The sequence below is a fragment of the Marinobacterium lacunae genome (assembly GCF_000705555.1).
In the GTDB taxonomy this organism is placed as follows: Bacteria; Pseudomonadota; Gammaproteobacteria; order Pseudomonadales; family Balneatricaceae; genus Marinobacterium_D; species Marinobacterium_D lacunae.
Map to the genome: position 1 here is coordinate 19,193 of NZ_JMQN01000016.1, position 19,750 is coordinate 38,942.

The window sequence follows — 19,750 nt, forward strand, 5'->3', positions numbered from 1 at the left end:
CGTGGCTGAGCTCACTGCTGAGACTGCGCGAATTCCTTGATGCGCTGCTTGATCTGCGCGTTACGATCCGGCGCTTGATGATGATCTCCCTTGACCACAATCGCGGTGATCGCCTTGCCCACCTCGCGAACCCTTTCAGCATCATCGGCACCTACCGCCGGTGCGACCGACACCACTGTGTCATGTGCGTAAGTGGGCGTCCGCTCGTTCGCTCGCAGCGGCGAAACACTTGGATCGGCTCCAGTAGCCACCTTACGCGCCTCCCGCCGAATCAGCTGCCGCAACATGGCAACGCCCTTGTCACAACGGGTCAGATTTTCCATACCATGCAACGCGATTGGACGTTGGGATACCTGGGCGTCGAAGTCACCAGGCATACGCTGACGATCTGCGTAGGGGCGATTTCCGTTCTGACCGAAAAAGTCGACAGACTCGACACCACACTGCGACTCATCAGCAATACCGCGTGGGTCGGCTTCAGGGTTGAAATGACGCCAGCCGATGATCTTGCAGGTGGTGTTGTCCACAGGCGTGGTCCAACGAGTGATGGCGACACGAGCGAACTCCTTGTCCACCATACCGTCTTCCCAGATGTGACCCACTTGGGCCAGATTGGGCAGGATGATGTCGTTGGAGCGGACCCAGACTTTGCCTTCCCAACGCCGCGAGGTCACGTAGATCATGCCGGTTGGCGTCGGGACAAAGTCCATCTCCGGTATCTCTCCCCAAGCTTCGGCAAACTGGGTAAAGCTGATACGGGTATGCAGGAACACCGCGTGTGCCGGGTCCATCACGTTCTCGTGTACCTGCAGCCAGTTGCAGGGATAGGTGATGCTGTAAGGCACCATACGATTACCCGGTGTTTCGTAGGTGTCATACAGCGGGAACTCGGGCATTTTATCCTTCGGTCCAAAGTAGCCGAAGATGATCCCGCGAAACTCCTTGAGCGGATATGCACCGTGACAGATATTGAAGCGCAGCTGCGAGTCTGGTGGGTCTCCGGGGGTTTCTAGAATTCGTCCGTCGACACCGAACAGCCATCCGTGATAGCAGCAACGAAGCCCTTCGTCTTCGCATATACCGTATTCGAGCGAGGTACCACGGTGGGGACAGTGCTTCTCAAGTAACCCAGGTTGACCGTTCTTGGCACGAAACAGCACCAGTTCCTCACCAAACATCTTGACCAGCTTGGGGAGGTCGTCGATCTCTTCGGATAGCGCGATGGGTTGCCAGTAGCGACGCAGGTACTCCCCCATGGACGTACCCTTCTCTACATGAGTCAGTTCGGCGTTCTCCTCCGGAAGCGGTTCACGGTCGTACGCTGAGTATGGATAGATAAGATTCGATTTACTTTCCATTGGGCAATCACAGTTGTAATGGGTGTGAAATCGAATATAAGTTCGCCGAACATCAAAAGAAATTATTATTAAAAGCCACTCTTGTTCAGTTTTTCTGAAGTGCACTATCATCACACGGGGGTGCGATAAGACGGTGCAAAAAATGCTTTCCTGTGAGTCGATCCTAGTCCTCTTGTAGTGATCCAGTGATCTCGGAAACCGATTTAGGTGGGCCCGGTCACCGTAGCCATTCTGGTGCTTGATCAGGGCTACAGCATGACCTAAGCCAGCCGTGTCGTCAGCCGACAGGGCCAGCAATCGCGTGATCTGGTATCTCGGTAAACCACAATGAAAAAGCAGCCAAATCGGCTGCTTTATTCGTTCCTAATTCACTTTAAGCGAAGCACTATTTCACCAATAAGAGACGGCGTTTCACTCTAAATGAGATCCAGGACCAGGCGTTGCTCTCCTACTTAAAGTCATACAGCGCCAGCGGGTTATGGATGAAGATCTGTTCCAGAACCCTCCGGCTCGGCATCCAACTGCAGACGTGATCCAGCAGTTCGGCATCGTTGGGTGCGCCTTCCACGCTCTGGCTTACGTGCGGCCAGTTGCTGCCCCATAGGATGCGTTCCGGCGCGTGGGCGATAAGTGCGCGGGACAGGGCGGCGGTGTCGGCATACTCGGGGGCACCGGTATGGGATGACTCGTAGCAGGCGGCGATCTTGACGTAGCAGTTGCCTCTGTCCATCAGCTCAAGCAGGGCCTTGAACTCGGCGCTTTCGGTGGTGACCGGACCCAGGTATTTACCGATATGGTCGATCACGTAGGGGTTGTCGATCTGCTTGAGCAGTGGGGCGCGGTCGAGCATTTCGCGGCCGTCGAACTGGACGATGCAATGCCAGCCAAACTCGCGAATGCGGGCGTTCACCTCCAGCACCTGGTCAACACCGACCGCGCCACCCGGCAGCTGCATGATGCGGGCTCCGCGGGCACCCTGTGTATGCAGATAGGCCAGCTCTTCTATGCCGGTGTCCGGCGTGACCACCACGACGCCCCTGGCGTTGTCGCCCAGCTCGGCCATCGCCTCAAGCATGCAGCGGTTATCGTCGCCATAGGCGTTGGGTTGGACGATCACCACCCGCTCCAGGCCGACCCAACGCTGCAGTTGCTGGTATTCGGCCAGTCCCGGGCAGTCCTTGGGGATCAGGGGGCCGGGGGTGAGCTGGGGGTAGGCTGGTGAATAGAGGTGCATATGGGTGTCGACACTGCCGGCAGGGAGTCGGGTCTGCGGGGCTGTTCCACTGAGTGTGCGTGACATCGGGGGCTCCTGTTGTCGGATCTCTGGTTGTTGTCAGGATTCGGGGTAGAAGGGCGCCAGGGCGTCCTTGTTGATCTCGATACCAAGGCCCGGCCCGCTGGGTATGCGTACCATGCCGTCCACCATCTGTACCGGGTGCTTGAGTAGCGCGGCACGCATGGGGTTGTCGCTTTGGTCGAACTCCAGCCAGGCGCTTTGTGCTTCGAAGGCTGGGGGCGAGGGCGGGATGATGGCGTGGAAGTGCAGACCGGCGGCGAGGGCAATGTCGGTGCCCCATATATGTGGCACACAGCGTACGCCGTGGATATCGCACAGTGTCAGCAGCCGTCGCGCTTCGCTGAGGCCGCCGACACCGCCCACATCGGGTTGCAGGATATCGACCGCCTCCTGGCGCAGCGCTTCGGCGATGCCCCAGCGGGTGTGCCAGGTCTCGCCGCCGGCGATCGGGATGCCGTTCAGCTCGCGCAGCCGTCGGTAGCTGCTCAGCGCTTCCGGTACCACCGGCTCTTCGAACCAGTCGATGTTATAGGCCGCCGCCAGGCGGATGATCTGGGCGGCGGCTACCGCATCGTAGCCGTGGTTGGCGTCGATCATCAGCCTAATATCAGGGCCGATCACCTCGCGTACGGCGGCAATCGATTCGATATCGAGCGCAATGCCGAAGCCTATCTTGATCTTGACCGCGCGGAAGCCGGCATTGATGAAGCCTTGAACCTCCTGGCGCAGACTGTCGATGCGGTCGAGCCCCACCTGGCGGAAGCCGCCGGTGGCGTAGGCGGGTACCCGGTCACGAAATGCGCCTCCCATCAGTTGGTGGATGGGGGCGTTGTAATACTTCCCGCAGAGGTCCCAGAGCGCGATATCGATACCGCTGATCGCGTTGATCGTCGCACCGCGCTGGCCCTGGTCGCGGAACTGGTTATAGAGCTCCAGCCAGATCGGTTCGATATCCAGTGCCGAGCGGCCGATCAGCAGGGGCGTCATCGCTTTCACAATCGCGGCGTTGATCTCGACATGACCCAGACTCTCTCCCCAGCCGATCAGGCCGTTATCACATTCGATCTCGACCAGCAGGTGGCGCCGTACGCTGAAGCGTGTGGCGGAGGACTCGAAGGGGCGATCAAGCGGTTGCTCCAGCAGATGGGTGGTAATCGCCTTGATGCACATCTGGCTCTTCCCCTGAGTCATCGGCTGTTGCTGGGCATCGTGTGTAAGGGGAGGTGTCATATGCGTCATGGTTACTTCTCTTTTGTTACTTCTCTTGTGTTATAGCGCCGGGTTTTCCGCTAATCGACTTAAGACATCATACGACATACTGGAGTGTGGTCAATGGTTATACGATGACTGAAAGTGGATTATGCGCTGCTGTTGCGGGCGGTGGCGATTTGAAAAGAGATGTGTAGAAAACGACAGGCCTGCATTTAAGTGATTGATAATAATAATTTAAATATATTTTTATGTGGTTTTTGTGTGGAGTTTTGTGTGGAAAGGCGTTGAGTTTTTATTAATATGACATAGTATGACTGTTGTGTGTTGTATGCTGACATGCTACAACTTAACCGTCGTCGGCGCCGTGGCACGCCTTTCTCGGGCAGATCCTCTACGGTTGTCGTAACAATAAAAAAGCGATCTCAGGAGCGATAACAATGATTAAACGCTTTGCTGGCAAGACGTTGGGGGCTGCAGCCCTGGTGGCCGGACTGGCCTTGACCAGTGGTGCTCAGGCTGCGTGGAAAGGGTGGAATATCCATACCCCCGACTACCCCGTATCGGAAGCGATGGAGTACTTCATCTCCGAGGTGGATAAGCGTACCGACGGTCGCGTATCAGGTAAGGTCTATCACAGTGCCGTGCTCGGTAGTCAGGAAGATGCGATCTCTCAGATGCAGCTGGGCGGAATCGACTTCGCCGAATTCAACCTGGGACCCCTGGGGCCGTCTGTACCCGAGGTCAACGTGGTGTCTCTGCCGTTCATCTTTAAGGATGTTGAGCACATGCACCGCGTGATGGATGGTCAGGTTGGCCAGGAGCTCGGTGATGCTATCGCGAAGGCCGGTATCGTTGCGCTGGCCTGGTACGACTCGGGTTCACGCTCCTTCTACACCACCAAGCATCCGATCAGTACGCCTGCCGATGTGAAGGGGATGAAGTTCCGTGTCATGAACAACGAACTGTACGTCGGTATGGTGGAAGCGCTGGGCGGCAATGCGACACCTTTGGCCTATTCTGAGGTGTATCAATCGCTGAAGACTGGGGTCGTGGACGGTGCCGAGAACAACTGGCCCTCCTACGAATCCAGCAACCACTACGAGGTAGCACAGTACTACTCCGATACTCAGCATCTGATTCTGCCGGAAGTGTTGTGTGTCAGCCAGCAGGCCTGGGACAAGCTGTCGGATGCAGACAAGAAGGTTGTGCGCGAGGTTGCTCAGGAGAGTGCAAAAATGCAGCGCGAACTCTGGGCCAAGCGTGAGCAGAAGAGTCGTGAAATCGTAGAGAAGGCAGGCATCCAGTACAACGCGATCGACGATAAGAAAGCGTTCCAGGATGCAATGGGCCCGGTATACGAAGACGCGGTTAAAAAGAACCCGGCGCTCAAGGACCTGATCGACCAGATTCGTAGTATCGAATGATCCATCCCGGCAGGAGAGGCGCGTTCATGCGCCTCGTTCTGCCGAAACCTGCATGTGGGTCGAGCTTAGGCCGGCCCAGCTGATAAATCGCGAGAATTCGAATGAATATTAAGTCCGACAAGCCGAGCAGTTTCGATCGCATGCTCGATCAGTTGGCTCGACTGGCGATCATGGTTGCCGACCTGTGCCTGGTGGTACTGGTGTTCTCTTTCGGATGGCTGGTTTTCGGACGTTACGTGCTGAACCAGACGCCAACCTGGGTTGAGCAGATGGCGCTGCTGCTGGTAACCGCCATCACCTTTCTTGCCGCCGCCGTCGGCATTCATGAACGTACTCACCTGAGCGTGGATCTGCTCTCCCAGTTTCTGAACGAGCGCGGGCGCCTGGTGCTGTCGTTGCTGGTGGATCTGTTGTTAGGTCTGTTCGGTGCCGCGCTGGTCTGGTACGGCTGGGATCTGATTCAGTTTGCCTGGCGCAAACAGATACCGCTGCTCAATATTCCGGATGGTGTGCGCTATATCCCGATGGTGGTGTCGGGGGGGCTGATCGTGCTGTTCGAGGTCGGACGGCTAAAACAAGGTTTGTCGGTACTGCTCTGTCGTCGCAGCGGTGGTGCGCGAGCCGACAAGGGCCGGATGGCGGAGGAGTGCTGAGATGGGGCTGCTGATTCTATTGGGGCTGTTTGCCCTGTTTACGGTCGCCGGCGTACCGGTTGCCTTCGGTCTGGGTATCGCTGCGCTGTCATCCTTCATCTACGAAGGGTTGCCGCTGATGATCGGCTTCCAGCGTTTCGTATCGGGCATGTCGGTGTTTTCGCTGCTGGCGATCCCGTTCTTTATTTTCGCCGGTGAACTGATGCTGCATGGCGGCATCGCGGCACGGCTGGTGCGTCTGGCATCCAGCGCCGTCGGCTGGATGCGTGGTGGCCTGGGCCAGGTTAACGTGTTCTCCAGTATGCTGTTCGGTGGTATCTCCGGCTCTGCGGTGGCAGATGTGTCGGCGCTGGGCTCGCTGCTGATCCCGGTAATGAAAGAGAAGGGCTACAAGGATGATTACGCGGTCAACGTGACCGTGACCTCGTCGATCGCCGGTATCATGATTCCGCCGAGCCACAACATGATTCTGTACGTGGTGGCGGCCGGTGGCGGCATGTCGGTGGCTAACCTGTTTATCGCCGGCATTGTTCCGGGTGTGCTGATGTGCCTCGCGCTGGCGTTCGTGGCGCGCTGGATCGCCATTCGTGAGAACTTCCCGACCGAAGAGTTTGCCGGTTGGAAGGTGGTCCTGATCTCGTTCATCGCGTCGCTGCCGGGGCTGCTGACTGCGATCATCATCGTCGGCGGTGCGCTCTCCGGTGTGTTTACCGTGACCGAGTCCGGTGCCATCGGCGCGCTCTACGCCATCGGCATCACCGCCATCGCGTATCGCACCCTGAGCTGGGACGCGTTCTGGACCGCGGTCACCCGCTCGGTCAAAACCACCGGCCTGGTGATGATCCTGGTCGGCTGTGCCTCCGCTTTCGGCTATATGCTGGCGATGTATCAGGTGCCGGAGCTGCTGTCATCGACGCTGACGTCGATCTCGGACAATCCGATCGTAATCCTGCTGATGATGAACCTGATGCTGCTGATGCTGGGCATGATCATGGATATGGCGGCGCTGATCCTGATCTGCACGCCGATCTTCCTGCCGGTGGCGGTGGCTCTGGGCATGGATCCGATCCACTTCGGCGTGATGCTGATGATGAACCTGGGACTCGGTCTGTGTACGCCGCCGGTGGGGGCCTGCCTGTTCGTCGGCTGTGCGGTTGGCGGGGTGCCGATCGCGCGGGCGGTCAAGACCATCTGGCCGTACTACATCGCGCTGTTCATCGTGCTGATGCTGATCACCTACGTGCCGTGGATCTCGATGATTCTGCCGAAGCTAATCGGTATCTGAGTCTGAATAGAACTGACTATTGATTTGGCCCAACTATTGATTTGGCCTAAGTGGGGAGTGTTATGAAACGTGTACTACTGACCGGTGCCGGCGGCAATCTGGGACGGGCGCTACGCAAGACTCTGGCGGGTTGGGCCGACGAAATCCGGCTGTCCGATATTGCACCGATCGATGATCTAAACGAGGGTGAAACCTTCGTGCAGTGTGATCTGGGTGATTACGAGGCGGTGATGTCACTGGTGGAGGGGTGCGACGGGATTATCCATCTCGGCGGTATCTCGGTGGAGAATACCTTCGACAGCATCCTCAACGGCAATATCAAGGGTGCCTACAACGTCTATGAAGCCTGTCGTCGTCACCGGGCCGGGCGCGTGCTGTTTGCCAGCTCCAACCATGTGATCGGTTATCACGAGCGGGAAACCTGTCTTGATGCGGATTCGGCCATGCGCCCGGACAGTCTCTACGGTGTTTCCAAGGGATTCGGTGAACTGCTGGCGCGCTACTACTGGGACAAGTTCGGGGTTGAATCGGCGCTGGTGCGGATTGGCTCCTGCTTCGACAAACCGGCCAACCGCCGCATGTTGTCGACCTGGATGAGCGTCGATGACTTTACCGACCTGATCAAGCGCGTGTTCGCCGCCGATCGTTTGGGTTGCCCGGTGGTCTATGGGGTTTCCGACAACCCGACCAAGTGGTGGGATAACACCAAGGTCAGCTATCTCGGCTGGAACCCCAAAGACAGCTCCGCGGTATTCGAGAACGAACCCCATATCCTGGAGGAGGTGGTAGACCCGAACGACCCGGCGGTGCGCTACCAGGGCGGCGGCTTTGCCGCCGCCGGGCATTTCGAGGATTGAGTCTGATTCTGTCGTTGTAAACGTACCCTCAAAGAGGATTGCCCCGCCCAGGCGGGGCTTTTTTATGCTAGAAAGTATGATGTATTACATTTTGATTTGAGCTGCATGGATTGAGGGGTAAATATGCGTGATATCGACGTATTGGTTGTCTGTCCGAATCGGCCGGAACAGATGAAAATGCTGGATGAGACCTATCGCCTGCACCGCTACGACCTGGCGACCCCTGACGAGAAAGAGGCGATGCTCAGAGAGGTGGCGTCGAAGATCCGTGCTGTTGTCACTACTCATGGCGGCGGTTTCGAGTCATCCCTGCTGGACCGTCTGCCCAATCTGGAGATCGTGACTTCGTCCAGCGTGGGCGTCGATACCATCTGTGTTGATGCCTGTCGGGCGCGTGGGATACCGGTGACCAATACGCCGGACGTGCTGACCGACGACGTAGCCGATATGGCGATGATGCTGCTGTTGGCCACGCTGCGTCGGCTGCTGCCGGGCGTGGATTGGATCAAGAGCGGCAACTGGGTGGAGAAGGGGATGATGCCGCTGAACACCTCGCTCAAGGGCAAGAAACTGGGTATTGCCGGTCTGGGACGGATCGGCAAAGCGATTGCCCGGCGTGCCGAAGCCTCCGGTATGGAGGTCAGCTATTATGGCCGCCGTCCGCAACTGGATGTGGCCTATCCCTATTACGACGATCTGCTCTCGCTGGCGCAGGATGTTGATGTGCTGGCGCCGGTGGTCCCGGGCGGCCCTGAAACCGAAGGGATGGTCAGTCGCGAGGTACTCAGCGCGATCGGGCCCAAGGGCTATTTCCTCAATATTTCCCGTGGCTCGGTGGTGGATGAGGGCGCGCTGGTCGAGCTTCTGCAGGCGGGTGCACTGGCCGGCGCCGGCTTGGATGTGTTTGTCGATGAGCCCCATGTGCCGGCCGCATTGCTGGATATGGATAACGTTGTGCTGCAACCGCACTGCGCCAGCGGTACGGTGGAGACGCGTGGCGCGATGGCACAGTTGGTGGTGGATAATCTGGCGGCGCATTTCGCAGGTAAACCGTTACTCACCCCTGTGGGCTGAATGCGCTCTAACTTGTGATAAGCGATTCTTATGGATGGGATAGCAACCATTAATAGAGAACCTGTAATTCCACTCTTTGGCTAAACATATGATGTATGATGTGCCTCGCATCCGGCAGGATACGAGGCAATGCGAAAGAGTGGAGGCGTATGAGTAGTCAGATCGCGATTTTTACCCAGATATTCACCGTTACCGGGCCGGTTTTTGCGATGCTGGTTATCGGTATGGTGCTCAAGCGGTCGCGGCTGATCGACGATCACTTTATCTCCGTCGCCTCGGTGCTCAGTTACAAGGCGCTGATGCCGACGCTGCTGTTCTTCGGCATTCTGCGTGCCGACCTCAATACCGCACTGCAACCCAAACTGATCGGGTACTTTTACCTGGCCACGGTACTCAGTTTTGGCTGGGCCTGGCTCTGGGCACGACGGACTGTTCCGGCCGAAAACCGAGGACTCTACGTTCAGGGGGCGTTTCGCGGCAACTGCGGTATAGTGGGGCTGGCGCTTGCGGCCAGTCAGTATGGGGATTACGGAATTTCTGTCGGCGGCGTGATGGCCGGGCTGATCATTGTGCTGTTCAATGTGCTGTCGGTGATTGTGCTGGGGGTCTACAGCACCAGTTTCAAAGCCGATGTACGCTCGGTGATCAAGGACCTGGCGCGCAACCCGTTGATTCTCAGTGTGCTGGCTGGACTGCTGGCGTCTTCCGCAGGGGTGACATTGCCTAAGTGGATCATGGTCTCGGCCGACTACTTTTCGTCGATGACGTTGCCGCTGGCACTGGTCTGTGTGGGTGGGACGCTCTCGCTGTCGGCATTCATTGATTCCGGCCGGATCGCGTTAAGCTCCAGCCTGTTCAAGGTGCTGTGGACGCCAGCGCTGTTCACGCTGGTCGCAGTGCTGCTGGGCTTTGAGGGTCGCGATTTGGGTATGCTGTACCTGTTCCTGGCCAGTCCCACCGCGGCCGTAAGCTATGTGATGGCAAGAGCATCAGGCAGTGACGGCAAGCTGGCTGCCAACATCATCGCCATTTCAACCGCGATCTCGGTTGTCACGATCATGGCCGGGCTCTATATCTTGCAAAGCTTCTCCTTTATCTGAGTCGAGAATCGATTCTTATGCTTTCTGAGCTGTTCGCAAAGGTCGGTTGCCAGTAAAATCGCATTTTTCTGGTGATAGTGGAGCATTTGCTGCATGGGCAGAGCGTATCAGAACCGCAAAGAGTCGATGGCCAAGACCTCCGACATGAAGGCCAAGGTCTACAGTCGTTATGGTCGAGAGATCTATGTCACAGCCAAATCGGGCGGCACCGACCCCACCGGTAACCTGGCGCTGCGCAGCCTGATCGACCGGGCAAAGAAGGAGCAGGTGCCGGCGCATGTTATCGAGAAGGCGCTCGATAAGGCCAAGGGCGGAGCGGGTGAGGACTATTCTCCTGCGCGCTATGAAGGCTATGGTCCGGGCGGCAGTATGGCGATTATTGAGTGTCTGACCGACAACCCGAACCGCACCTTTGGTGATGTCCGTCAGGCGTTCACCAAGACCAAGTGCAAAATCGGCACCCAGGGCAGCGTCAGCCACATGTTCGATCACTGCGCGATTTTTGTATTTGCCTACGATGATGAAGAGGCAGTACTGGAAGCGCTGATGGACGCTGATGTCGACGTTACCGATATCGAGAATGAAGATGGCAAGCTGACAGTGTTTGCGCCCAACACTGATTATTTCAAGGCCAAGCAGGCTTTGCTGGATCTGTGTGGCGATATCGATTTTGAAGTGGACGAGATCCAGTTCATCCCGCAGAGTTACACGACGGTCAGCGGCGACGATGTGGCGCTTTTCGAGAAATTCCTCTCCATGCTGAATGATCTGGATGATGTTCAGCAGGTGTACCACAACGTAGAGATGGCCTGATACGCCGCTCTTAACCCTGTTGTCCAGAATAAGCCGGCTATATGCCGGCTTATTTGTGTGTGGCAATGCCAGTTGAAGTAAAGTGTCGCTAGACTGAGGGAAAAACAGGAGTGGAGAGCGGTAATGGAATTGGTGATCGGCAACAAAAATTACTCGTCGTGGTCTTTGCGTGGCTGGTTAATGCTCAAGTGGTTTGACCTGCCGTTTACCGAGGTCAAGCTGTTACTCGATACTGATAATTTCAAAAAGGATATCGCTCGATACTCCAGCGCAGGAAAGGTGCCGGTCCTGGTGGATGGCGATCTGAATGTCTGGGATTCGCTCGCCATAGGGGAGTACCTTAATGATGCCTATCTTCAGGGGCGTGGGTGGCCGAGTGATGTTGCTGACCGGGCACTGGCGAGAGCTATAAGCTGTGAGATGCATTCCGGTTTTTTCAATCTTCGCCGTGAGATGCCGATGAACTGTCGGGCCGTGCGTGAGCTGACCGTATCGGATGCCTGCTCGACCGAAATTGCGCGTATCGATAGCCTGTGGGCTTCTCTTCGCCAGAGATTCGCGTCCAAGGGGGATTGGCTGTTTGGTGAGCGCTCAATTGCCGATGCAATGTACGCTCCCGTTGCGCTGAGATTCCATACCTATCAAACGACTCTCTCTGAGGCGTCGAAAGCCTATGTCCATACAGTATTGAATGACGCATCAATTGCGCAGTGGATGCAGGATGCTCAGGCCGAGTTGCAGGTGTTGGATGCGGAAGAAAAGGGTACGCCGGTCGACTGAGTCGTCAGGGGGCGCTTGGTGGTAAGCGCTTGGTGTGGAGGAGAAAAATAAAGGCGATATCGGTTAACCGATATCGCCTTTATGTTGTTTACTGGCCTGCGAGTTCGACTTTGTCGAAATCGGGGGCAACCTGCATGGCAAGGAGCAGTTTACCGACATCGGCCAGCAGGCTGTAGCGTGCATACCACTCGTCGAATACGCCGTTGATCTCATCCGAACGTGCGGTGAAATACTCATTCTCGGTATCGAGCAGGTCAAGCAACGAGCGCTGTCCGATATCGAATTGACGGGTGTATGCCTGACGGGTTTCGGCGGCAGAGCTGGCGTGCCGCTCCAGCTGTGGCTGTGTATCGTAGATGTTTTTCAGCTTGTTCCAGGAGGAAAACGCGTCAGCCTTGAGCTCGCGCTGTACCTTGATTACCGAGGCGCGCTGCGCTTTGCTCAGATGCTCTAGCTGTGCAACACGGGCGCTGTCGGCGCCGCCGTTGTAAGCGTTGTAGCGCATTCTCAGCATCGCCAGTGCTTCGTCTTCGCTGTAGTTCTTGCCATCCACGCCGTGATTGGTCGCAGCGCTCAGCTCAAGATCCAGGCGCGGGTGGAACGCTGCGCGTGCGATGTTTTCCTGCGCCATAGATGATTCATGGCGGGCAATAGCTGCAAGCAGAGCGGGGTGGGAGGTCAGTGCGATTGCGACTGCATCGTCCGGCGTTGACGGCAGGTGTGTGCAGCAGTCATCTTCTGGCATCACCAAGTCTTTCGGGGGGTGACCAACAACGCGTTCGAAGTTGATTTCGGCTTCCCACAGGTTGCCCTCGGCAACCACCATGTTGGAGTTGGCCAGGGCCAGTCGAGCCTGCGCCTGCTGGTAATCGGACTGATTGCCAAGACCGGATTCGAAGCGTTGCTTGATTCGGTCGTGAGTAGCCTGATGTGCTTCAAGGTTTTCGCGGGTCAGCTGCAGAAGCTGCTGGTAACGCAGTACATCAAGGTAAACCTCGGTGACTTTGAGCGCCATATCCTCGGAGGTTGCCGCCAGGTCGAGCGCGGAAGCCTGTGCGCCGGATTCGGCAGAGTCTACGCGGCTTTTGGTCGCATATCCGTCATACAGCATCTGAGAGGCTTGAATACTGTTTTCGCGGCGCGTCATGTCAGTATCCTGTGTGCCCGTGTTATCGGTCCATTCGTACCCATAGCCGATCGTCAGGTCAACCTTGGGATAATAGCCGCTCTTGGCGATACTGAGCTGCTGCTCGTCGGTCTTGCTGCGAGTGGCAGAGAAGAGAACCTGAGGATTGGTTTCCATGGTCTCTTCAATTGCTTCGTTAATGGTCTGGGCGCTAACCGTAAAAGGGAGCAGGCTGAGCGTGCCGCCAGCCAGAGCGCAGCAAAGAGTTTTACGCATCCATTGCTTGTTCATAAGCGTGCCTCATAATCTAGCGAACATTGATTTCAACACGACGGTTGCGCAGTTCTTTAACACCGTCTCCGGTATCGATTAGCGGCTCCGACTCACCTTTATAGTAAGTGCGGATCGTGTCAGCATCGACCCCTATCTCGATCAGGTCTTCCCGAACGGCTTCGGCGCGGCGCTTGGAAAGTGCATCGTTAAGCGCAGCAGATCCGGACGTGTCGGTGTGGCCCGTAACGAGAACCTCAGGCGCTTCGCGCTTGAGGACTTCCTGGTAAATCTCTTCGGCGTCGCGTCGGGACTGTTCGGTCAACTCGTCAGAGTCGAACTTGAAGTATACCAACTTATAGATCGGAGCCGCGGGCATCGCCTTATCCACCTTGTCGAAATCGTCAGCGGCGGCGACAGGGGCTGGGCAGAAGGGGGGCGGTTCCTTGGACAGCAAAAGCTCTCCATCCGTATTGGCTGCAACATCCGATACCGGTTTGTCAGGGCCGAAAGTGTTGACGGCGCCGCTGTATACGGTGCAACCGGACAGACCAAGCAGCAGCAAGGCCGATCCAAGGGTAGCAGCGGTTCTTATCATTGGGCGTTACCCTCTTTTGTTGGGTTATCAACTTTGATGGAGAATGCGTTACCGCTGACGGTTATGGCGCTTGCTGGGGTCGCAACGCTAAGTGCCTCAGGGTTGCCCTGTGCAACCTTACCGGCAATAACTGACACGGTGCCCTCGCTGACTTTCAGGTCCAGCCCACCTTTGTGGTTGCGGGGGTCGTATGAATAGTCAGCGAGAGAAAGTTTTGAATTGGGTCCTACGGCAATGCGGGTATCGTCATCGAACAGAATGCCAATGCTGCCCTGATTTCCGGTGGATATACTGTCTTGTTCGTGAATCCGATCACCCAGGGTTGCGGCATGTGTCTCGTTCTTGCGAACGATAGAAACCTCACCACTAAGTTTTTTGATGGTTGCTATGGGTTCTGCCATAGCGAATGAGGGCGCTAGTATCATTGCCAACAATAGGCAGATTTTCTGCGCAGAGTGCATTGGGTTCTCCTTTACCCGCCGGTCCTCCGTAAAATCCAGCCAGCGACCAAACTTTACAGACTCTGTAAATTTAGAATGTTGCTCATAATAGCGTAGTGGATAGCGGCGGCAAGCCCCATAAAAATAGTTGTCGCCATTTTTTTGGCAGAATAGCCATATTCCGCAGATAGTGACGCTTATTCGATACGAATGCCGTCTGATGACGGGCGCGGGCACACTACTTTTTATATCGGATCGGGGTTACGCCAGTCCACTCCTTAAATGCGCGTGAAAAGGATGGGGCATCGGAATAGCCCAGTTCGTGTGCAATGCGCGAAATAGGAATGATTTTGCGAGAGAGCAGATGTATCGCGGTGTCGCGCCGGGCGATGCTCTTGATCTCCTGAAAAGAGGTTTTCTCCTCTGTCAGTTTTCGTCTCAGGGTGCGTGTTGTCATCGCCATGGACGCCGCGATCTCTTCAAACTGCAAATTTTCAAACCGATTCTCAGGCGTCAGTGCATCCAGCACACGCCGTGTAAATGTGGGGTAGTAGTTCTGTCGCTTGAACCAGTCCAGAGGGGCGCGCCGAAGATGGGCCTTGAGCGTATCGGGTGTTTGTACCACCGGCGCAGACAGTAGCTCCGAGGGGAATAAGATACGGGTGCAGTCAGCCTCGTATTGGATCGGGCAGGGGAACAGCAGTCGGTATTCATCGGCGTGGGCAGGTTTTGCGAAGTCCAGATGCGCGCTGATGAGGGGGATCCGATTACCAATCAACCAAGCGGGAAAGCGGTGCCAGAGAATGAGCAAAAAATCGGTCAGCATATGGTGTTTGTCATAGGCCGGGGCGGTGAGTTTCATCTCCAGCGTAGCGATTTTGTCATCGTAACTGAAATTGAGTGTAAAGGCGGTTGTCGTGAGGTTATAGAAGCGGCATAGGTGCCGGTAAACCCCACGCAGGTTTTTGCAATGCACCGCCTGTTTGGCCATCAAGTTAAAAACACCATGGCGGGATGTGGTTGCCGCCATTCCCAGAAATTCATCGTCTTCGATCAGCCAGGCGCTTTGCATCAACTTCGCAAGCTGCTCGGGCGTGAGGCGCATGTCGTCCGATTTGATCATGTTTTCGTTAATCGCCGCAGACTGGAGTATTTCGCTGGGTGAGAACCCTTTGTCCTGCGCTGCAGCGGCCACGGCTCGGGCATAGTGCACGGATACGGTCTGGTTTTCAAAACTCATTTGATTGCGGCTCTCGGTACGTCGATTTTGCTAAATTCTATCCTTAATGTCCGAAAATGCTAATTTTTTGGTATGGGGCCGTCATTGGCTCACATCGCAACTACTGGAACACTTGCTCGTACGCTCAGGCAGGGTCTCATTCAGAGAGTCTGTCTATTTTTTGAGGGAGGTTTTCATGTACAGCGGCGATTATTTGAGGCTGGGCCACATTGAGGGCAAGTCGGGCCTGATATCACTGGATATCTGCAAGAAAGAGAGCAGCGTCAATTCGGTTGATACTGCGTTTTTGCAAGAGCTCGAAGCGGTGTGTGACCTGCTTGAATCTGATCAGGCCGTGCGTGGGCTTCTTATTACGAGTGCCAAATCCGCCTTCGTCGTTGGAGCGGATATCTTCCAGTTTCCTCCGCTTTTTAATGGGCCGCTCGAGGCGTTCGAGAGTTGGGTCGTGCGTGCGCACGGTATATTCAATCGACTCGAGAACCTGCCTTACCCGAGTGTGTGTGCCATAAATGGCTTGGCGCTGGGGGGCGGGCTTGAACTTGCGTTGCTGGCCGATGCACGTGTGGTTGCAGAGGGTGCCAAACTCGGTTTGCCTGAAGTGACACTGGGGCTATGCCCGGGTTGGGGGGGCACGGTACGTGCCAGTCGTCTTGCCGGCGTGCAACCGGCACTGGAGTTGATGCTCTCGGGCAAGCCGGTTAGCGGCGAAAAAGCGCTTGAGTTGGGGCTGGCGGATCGTTGTGTTGCCGACAGTGAGTTGTGGGTGGCAGGGTTGGAACTGCTGGATAACCTTGTTACGGGCGCGCTGGATTTCAGAGCACTGCGTGCACGCAAGCATGACATTAGAGCAGAGGCGTGTAATCAGGAGGCTCTGGAACAAGCGCTTGCGGCGTACCTGAAACCGAACTACCCGGCAGCACAAAAGATACTCTCGCTTGTCTTGGCACACGCCTCGCTGCCATTCGAGAGTGCACTTGAGGCCGAGCGGCGCAGTTTCGTGACATTAGGGCGCACGGATTGCGCAAAAAGCCTGGTGGGCCTGTTTATTAATGACCAGAGCGTCAAGGGTGCTGCGAAGCGCGCTGCAAAAGCGGCCAACCCGGTGCAAATGGCAGCCGTGCTCGGTGCTGGCATCATGGGCGGTGGCATCGCGTATCAAGCCGCGGTGACCGGGACGCCGGTGTTGCTCAAGGATATTCGACAGGAAGCGCTGGATTTGGGAGTGGATACCGCCTCCAAGGCACTGGATAAGCTGATCGCGAAAGGCCATATGGATGATGCAGGCAAGCGCGACTGTCTTGGGCTGATCGAGCCGATGCTCGAGTTCAAGGGCTTCGATACTGTCGGCCTGGTTGTGGAGGCTGTTGTCGAGAATGAGAAGATCAAACACGCTGTTTTGACCGAAACAGAGTCCCATCTGAAGCCAGAGGCTATTCTGACATCGAATACCTCGACAATTTCGATTACGTCACTGGCTGAGGGATTGCAGCGACCGGAAAACTTTTGCGGGATGCATTTTTTCAACCCTGTACCGATGATGCCGCTGGTTGAGGTTATCCGAGGCGCGAAAAGCAGCGATGTCGCGATTGCGACGGCTGTCGATTGCGCGCTGAAAATGGGCAAAACCCCGATTGTCGTCAACGATTGCCCGGGCTTTTTGGTCAACAGGGTGCTGTTCCCTTACTTCAACGCCTTTAACCGCCTGCTGCACGATGGCGTGGACTTTCAGCGCATAGACCGAGTGATGGAAGGGTTCGGCTGGCCTATGGGGCCTGCATACCTGGCTGATGTCATCGGACTCGATACCATGGTACATGCCGATCAGGTGCTGCAAGCAGGTTATCCGCAGCGAATGGGGCATGACGACAGGCCGATTATCGAAGAGCTGCTGGATAAGGGCGCATTGGGGCAGAAAAACGGACGAGGTTTCTATGATTATGCCAACGGCCCGCGCAACAAGAGCGCAAGTCCGGATGCGTTGTCACTTTCTGAACGGGCGGCTCGTCAGGTGGAAATTAGTGATCAACAGATTATCGATCGCATGATGATACCGCTTTGCCTGGAGTCTTATCTGTGTCTGGACGAGGGCGTTGTGGGCAGTGCCGCTGAGGTGGATATGGGGCTCATCATGGGCATCGGTTTCCCGAAATTCCGCGGCGGTGCGCTGCGCTATATCGATCACCTGGGTTTGAATGAGTTTGCCGCTAAAGTCGATGCACTTGCCGATTTGGGGCCGCTCTACCGGTTGCCTGAGAGTTTCCGTACGCGTGCACAGAGCGGTCGGAACTTCTTCTAACAGAATTTTTTATTTGAGGAATCGATGATGTCCGAATATTTCCACCCCTATCGTGATGTCACCTTTGCACTGCGCGAACTGGTTGGTTTTGACGCGCTTTGCGAATCTGCAGGTCTCAGTGAAGTGAATGGTGAATTGGCTGAGGCAATTCTGGAGGAAGCAGGTAAGTTCGGCAGCGAAGTCTGGGCTCCGCTTAATAAGGTTGGAGATCAAAACGGTGCCAAGATGACGGACGTTGGGGTTCAGGAGTCTCCTGGCTTTGCCGAGGTGTATCGTTCATTTGTTGAAAGCGGTTGGCCGACGTTGACGTTCCCGGAAGCCTTTGGCGGTCAGGCATTGCCAAATGTGCTGGGCACGGCTGTAAATGAGATCTGGCAGTCCGCCAATCTGGCGTTCGGGCTCTGTCCTTTGCTGACGCAAGGGGCCGGGGCTGCGCTTGAGCATCATGCGGATGAGGCGCTGAAAGAGATCTGGTTGCCCAAGCTTGTATCCGGCGAGTGGACCGGCACTATGAACCTGACAGAACCGGATGCGGGTTCTGATCTGGCGGCGGTGAAAACCAGAGCGGTGCCTGAGGGCGATCATTACCTGATCACCGGTCAAAAGATATTCATCACCTGGGGCGATCATCAGATGACGGACAATATCGTTCATCTGGTATTGGCGCGGCTGCCTGATGCACCGGCCGGTGTGAAGGGTATTTCACTGTTTGTCGTGCCCAAGTTCCTGCTAGATGAAAATGGCGAGCCGGGGCAGGCGAACGACGTCAAGTGTGTCTCGATTGAGCACAAGCTCGGCATTCATGGCAGCCCGACCTGCACCATGAGCTTCGGTGATAACGGTGGTGCCGTGGGGTATATGGTCGGTGAGCCGAACCAAGGCCTGGCGTATATGTTCACCATGATGAACCATGCCCGTCAGGCGGTAGGGCTGCAGGGGTTGGCGATCTCCGAGCGCTCCTATCAGCAAGCGGTTGAGTACGCGCGCGAGCGTGTTCAGGGAACGCGCAAGGATGGCAGCAAAATACCGATCATCGAGTTCCCGGATGTGCGGCGCATGCTGATGCAGATGCGTGCATCCATTGAGGCGATGCGCGGTCTTGCATTGCTGGCAGCCGCTGAGGTGGATCGGGAGCAGTATGCTGATGATGGTGAGCAGGCCAAGGTTCACGGTGAACGGGTCGAGCTGTTTACGCCCATCGTGAAAGGCTGGTTGACCGAGTTGTCCCAAGAGGTCACGTATCTGGGGGTGCAGATTCACGGCGGCATGGGATTCGTCGAAGAGACAGGGGCTGCTCAGCACTATCGTGATGCGCGCATTCTGACCATTTATGAAGGCACCACCGGTATACAGGCGCTGGACCTTGTTGGTCGTAAAATCGTGCGCAATCAGGGTGTGGCGATGAATGCACTCCTTGATGAGATCGACGCGTTCACCCAGCAGCTTGAGGCTGATGCCGAGCTGGCGGCGATGGCTGTACGTTTGAAATCAGCCCTTGAGGCTGCGCGCGAGGCCACCCGCTGGTTGCTGGAAGAGGGTTCTCAGAGCAGCTCGGCACCGGGTGCTATCAGCGTTCCGTTCATGATGCTCATGGGCTATCTGTGTGGCGGCTGGGTCAGCTGTCGTATGGCGCACAGTGCTGCTCGACAGCTTGCGTCAGGTCAGGGCGATTCAGCTTTCTTGAATGCAAAGGTGACAACCACCCGCTTCTACTGCGAACATCTGCTACCTCGTACTCAGGGGCTGCTGGATACAATTCTTTCCGGTAGCGAGAGCGTTATGGGCCTGCCTGAATCTCAATTCTGATCCAGGCACCAGAGTGAAAAGCGATAACAGGATAAAACAATGAAAGTACTTGTCAGCGTCAAACGCGTCATCGACTACAACGTCAAGGTACGGGTCAAGGCCGATAACTCCGATGTGGACC

17 protein-coding genes and 1 pseudogene are annotated in these 19,750 nt (G+C 56.3%); 11 read left to right on the forward strand and 7 right to left on the reverse strand.

What is annotated here, in order from left to right:
* Positions 1-11: 11 nt before the first annotated feature.
* The 3 genes from ADIMK_RS06755 to ADIMK_RS06765 all read right to left on the reverse strand — a co-directional run bounded on the left by ADIMK_RS06755 (position 12) and on the right by ADIMK_RS06765 (position 3,825).
* Positions 12-1,358 carry an aromatic ring-hydroxylating dioxygenase subunit alpha gene (locus ADIMK_RS06755; RefSeq protein ID WP_036185458.1) on the reverse strand — a complete coding sequence of 449 codons (1,347 nt, stop codon included), beginning with the start codon at positions 1,356-1,358 and terminating at the stop codon, positions 12-14.
* A gap of 448 nt (positions 1,359-1,806) precedes the next feature.
* Positions 1,807-2,658: an amidohydrolase family protein gene (locus ADIMK_RS06760; protein WP_036185461.1), complete on the reverse strand. Its 852-nt coding sequence runs from the start codon at positions 2,656-2,658 to the stop codon at positions 1,807-1,809.
* Positions 2,659-2,691: 33 nt separating this feature from the next.
* Positions 2,692-3,825 (reverse strand): mandelate racemase/muconate lactonizing enzyme family protein, encoded by a 1,134-nt coding sequence (locus tag ADIMK_RS06765; RefSeq protein ID WP_036185495.1) that lies wholly within the window; start codon positions 3,823-3,825, stop codon positions 2,692-2,694.
* 479 nt (positions 3,826-4,304) lie between these two features.
* Here ADIMK_RS06765 and ADIMK_RS06770 point away from each other — a divergent pair, with 479 nt between their 5' ends.
* The 8 genes from ADIMK_RS06770 (at position 4,305) to ADIMK_RS06805 (ending at position 11,853) form a co-directional block, all read left to right on the forward strand.
* A complete protein-coding gene (locus ADIMK_RS06770) occupies positions 4,305-5,291 on the forward strand; it encodes a TRAP transporter substrate-binding protein (RefSeq protein WP_036185464.1) in 987 nt (328 codons plus the stop codon).
* 101 nt (positions 5,292-5,392) lie between these two features.
* Entirely contained in the window at positions 5,393-5,944 is a 552-nt protein-coding gene (locus ADIMK_RS06775) for a TRAP transporter small permease (protein ID WP_051692611.1), read from the forward strand.
* A gap of 1 nt (position 5,945) precedes the next feature.
* Complete coding sequence (locus tag ADIMK_RS06780) at positions 5,946-7,229, forward strand: TRAP transporter large permease (RefSeq protein ID WP_036185467.1); 1,284 nt, start codon at positions 5,946-5,948, stop codon at positions 7,227-7,229.
* 62 nt (positions 7,230-7,291) lie between these two features.
* Positions 7,292-8,086, forward strand: coding sequence for an NAD-dependent epimerase/dehydratase family protein (locus tag ADIMK_RS06785; protein ID WP_036185470.1), 795 nt, complete (start codon positions 7,292-7,294; stop codon positions 8,084-8,086).
* 123 nt (positions 8,087-8,209) lie between these two features.
* The gene (locus ADIMK_RS06790; protein ID WP_036185474.1) at positions 8,210-9,160 is read left to right on the forward strand and encodes a 2-hydroxyacid dehydrogenase; all 951 of its coding nucleotides are present in this window, start codon (positions 8,210-8,212) and stop codon (positions 9,158-9,160) included.
* Between the two features lie 149 nt (positions 9,161-9,309).
* The gene (locus ADIMK_RS06795; RefSeq protein ID WP_051692613.1) at positions 9,310-10,260 is read left to right on the forward strand and encodes an AEC family transporter; all 951 of its coding nucleotides are present in this window, start codon (positions 9,310-9,312) and stop codon (positions 10,258-10,260) included.
* 93 nt (positions 10,261-10,353) lie between these two features.
* A complete protein-coding gene (locus ADIMK_RS06800) occupies positions 10,354-11,073 on the forward strand; it encodes a YebC/PmpR family DNA-binding transcriptional regulator (protein ID WP_036185476.1) in 720 nt (239 codons plus the stop codon).
* Positions 11,074-11,196: 123 nt separating this feature from the next.
* A complete protein-coding gene (locus ADIMK_RS06805; protein WP_036185477.1) occupies positions 11,197-11,853 on the forward strand; it encodes a glutathione S-transferase family protein in 657 nt (218 codons plus the stop codon).
* An 88-nt stretch (positions 11,854-11,941) separates the two neighbouring features.
* On the opposite strand, the gene ADIMK_RS06810 is transcribed toward ADIMK_RS06805, so the two are convergent.
* The 4 genes from ADIMK_RS06810 to ADIMK_RS06825 all read right to left on the reverse strand — a co-directional run bounded on the left by ADIMK_RS06810 (position 11,942) and on the right by ADIMK_RS06825 (position 15,527).
* Positions 11,942-13,270: a TolC family outer membrane protein gene (locus ADIMK_RS06810; protein ID WP_036185478.1), complete on the reverse strand. Its 1,329-nt coding sequence runs from the start codon at positions 13,268-13,270 to the stop codon at positions 11,942-11,944.
* 16 nt (positions 13,271-13,286) lie between these two features.
* A complete protein-coding gene (locus ADIMK_RS06815; RefSeq protein WP_036185479.1) occupies positions 13,287-13,847 on the reverse strand; it encodes an OmpA family protein in 561 nt (186 codons plus the stop codon).
* Positions 13,844-14,308 carry a FecR family protein gene (locus ADIMK_RS06820; protein ID WP_051692615.1) on the reverse strand — a complete coding sequence of 155 codons (465 nt, stop codon included), beginning with the start codon at positions 14,306-14,308 and terminating at the stop codon, positions 13,844-13,846. The genes ADIMK_RS06815 and ADIMK_RS06820 overlap by 4 nt, the downstream gene beginning before the upstream one ends.
* A gap of 217 nt (positions 14,309-14,525) precedes the next feature.
* Positions 14,526-15,527, reverse strand: a complete 1,002-nt coding sequence (locus tag ADIMK_RS06825) for an AraC family transcriptional regulator (protein ID WP_036185480.1) — start codon at positions 15,525-15,527, stop codon at positions 14,526-14,528.
* A 175-nt stretch (positions 15,528-15,702) separates the two neighbouring features.
* Between ADIMK_RS06825 and fadB the strand changes: the two genes are divergently transcribed.
* The 3 genes and pseudogenes from fadB to ADIMK_RS21940 form a co-directional block, all read left to right on the forward strand.
* Entirely contained in the window at positions 15,703-17,823 is a 2,121-nt protein-coding gene (gene fadB, locus ADIMK_RS06830; protein ID WP_036185481.1) for a fatty acid oxidation complex subunit alpha FadB, read from the forward strand.
* A 27-nt stretch (positions 17,824-17,850) separates the two neighbouring features.
* Positions 17,851-19,629 carry an acyl-CoA dehydrogenase family protein gene (locus ADIMK_RS06835; protein WP_036185484.1) on the forward strand — a complete coding sequence of 593 codons (1,779 nt, stop codon included), beginning with the start codon at positions 17,851-17,853 and terminating at the stop codon, positions 19,627-19,629.
* 39 nt (positions 19,630-19,668) lie between these two features.
* Positions 19,669-19,750 (forward strand): annotated as a pseudogene (locus tag ADIMK_RS21940) (electron transfer flavoprotein subunit beta/FixA family protein); the annotation flags it as partial.

Bases quoted from the DNA above. Each gene is read 5' to 3' on its own strand.
- ADIMK_RS06755 (WP_036185458.1), bottom strand. From the start codon at position 1,358: ATGGAAAGTAAATCGAATCTTATCTATCCATACTCAGCGTACGACCGT.
- ADIMK_RS06760 (WP_036185461.1), bottom strand. From the start codon at position 2,658: ATGTCACGCACACTCAGTGGAACAGCCCCGCAGACCCGACTCCCTGCC.
- ADIMK_RS06765 (WP_036185495.1), bottom strand. From the start codon at position 3,825: ATGTGCATCAAGGCGATTACCACCCATCTGCTGGAGCAACCGCTTGAT.
- ADIMK_RS06770 (WP_036185464.1), top strand. From the start codon at position 4,305: ATGATTAAACGCTTTGCTGGCAAGACGTTGGGGGCTGCAGCCCTGGTG.
- ADIMK_RS06775 (WP_051692611.1), top strand. From the start codon at position 5,393: ATGAATATTAAGTCCGACAAGCCGAGCAGTTTCGATCGCATGCTCGAT.
- ADIMK_RS06780 (WP_036185467.1), top strand. From the start codon at position 5,946: ATGGGGCTGCTGATTCTATTGGGGCTGTTTGCCCTGTTTACGGTCGCC.
- ADIMK_RS06785 (WP_036185470.1), top strand. From the start codon at position 7,292: ATGAAACGTGTACTACTGACCGGTGCCGGCGGCAATCTGGGACGGGCG.
- ADIMK_RS06790 (WP_036185474.1), top strand. From the start codon at position 8,210: ATGCGTGATATCGACGTATTGGTTGTCTGTCCGAATCGGCCGGAACAG.
- ADIMK_RS06795 (WP_051692613.1), top strand. From the start codon at position 9,310: ATGAGTAGTCAGATCGCGATTTTTACCCAGATATTCACCGTTACCGGG.
- ADIMK_RS06800 (WP_036185476.1), top strand. From the start codon at position 10,354: ATGGGCAGAGCGTATCAGAACCGCAAAGAGTCGATGGCCAAGACCTCC.
- ADIMK_RS06805 (WP_036185477.1), top strand. From the start codon at position 11,197: ATGGAATTGGTGATCGGCAACAAAAATTACTCGTCGTGGTCTTTGCGT.
- ADIMK_RS06810 (WP_036185478.1), bottom strand. From the start codon at position 13,270: ATGAACAAGCAATGGATGCGTAAAACTCTTTGCTGCGCTCTGGCTGGC.
- ADIMK_RS06815 (WP_036185479.1), bottom strand. From the start codon at position 13,847: ATGATAAGAACCGCTGCTACCCTTGGATCGGCCTTGCTGCTGCTTGGT.
- ADIMK_RS06820 (WP_051692615.1), bottom strand. From the start codon at position 14,308: ATGCACTCTGCGCAGAAAATCTGCCTATTGTTGGCAATGATACTAGCG.
- ADIMK_RS06825 (WP_036185480.1), bottom strand. From the start codon at position 15,527: ATGAGTTTTGAAAACCAGACCGTATCCGTGCACTATGCCCGAGCCGTG.
- fadB (WP_036185481.1), top strand. From the start codon at position 15,703: ATGTACAGCGGCGATTATTTGAGGCTGGGCCACATTGAGGGCAAGTCG.
- ADIMK_RS06835 (WP_036185484.1), top strand. From the start codon at position 17,851: ATGTCCGAATATTTCCACCCCTATCGTGATGTCACCTTTGCACTGCGC.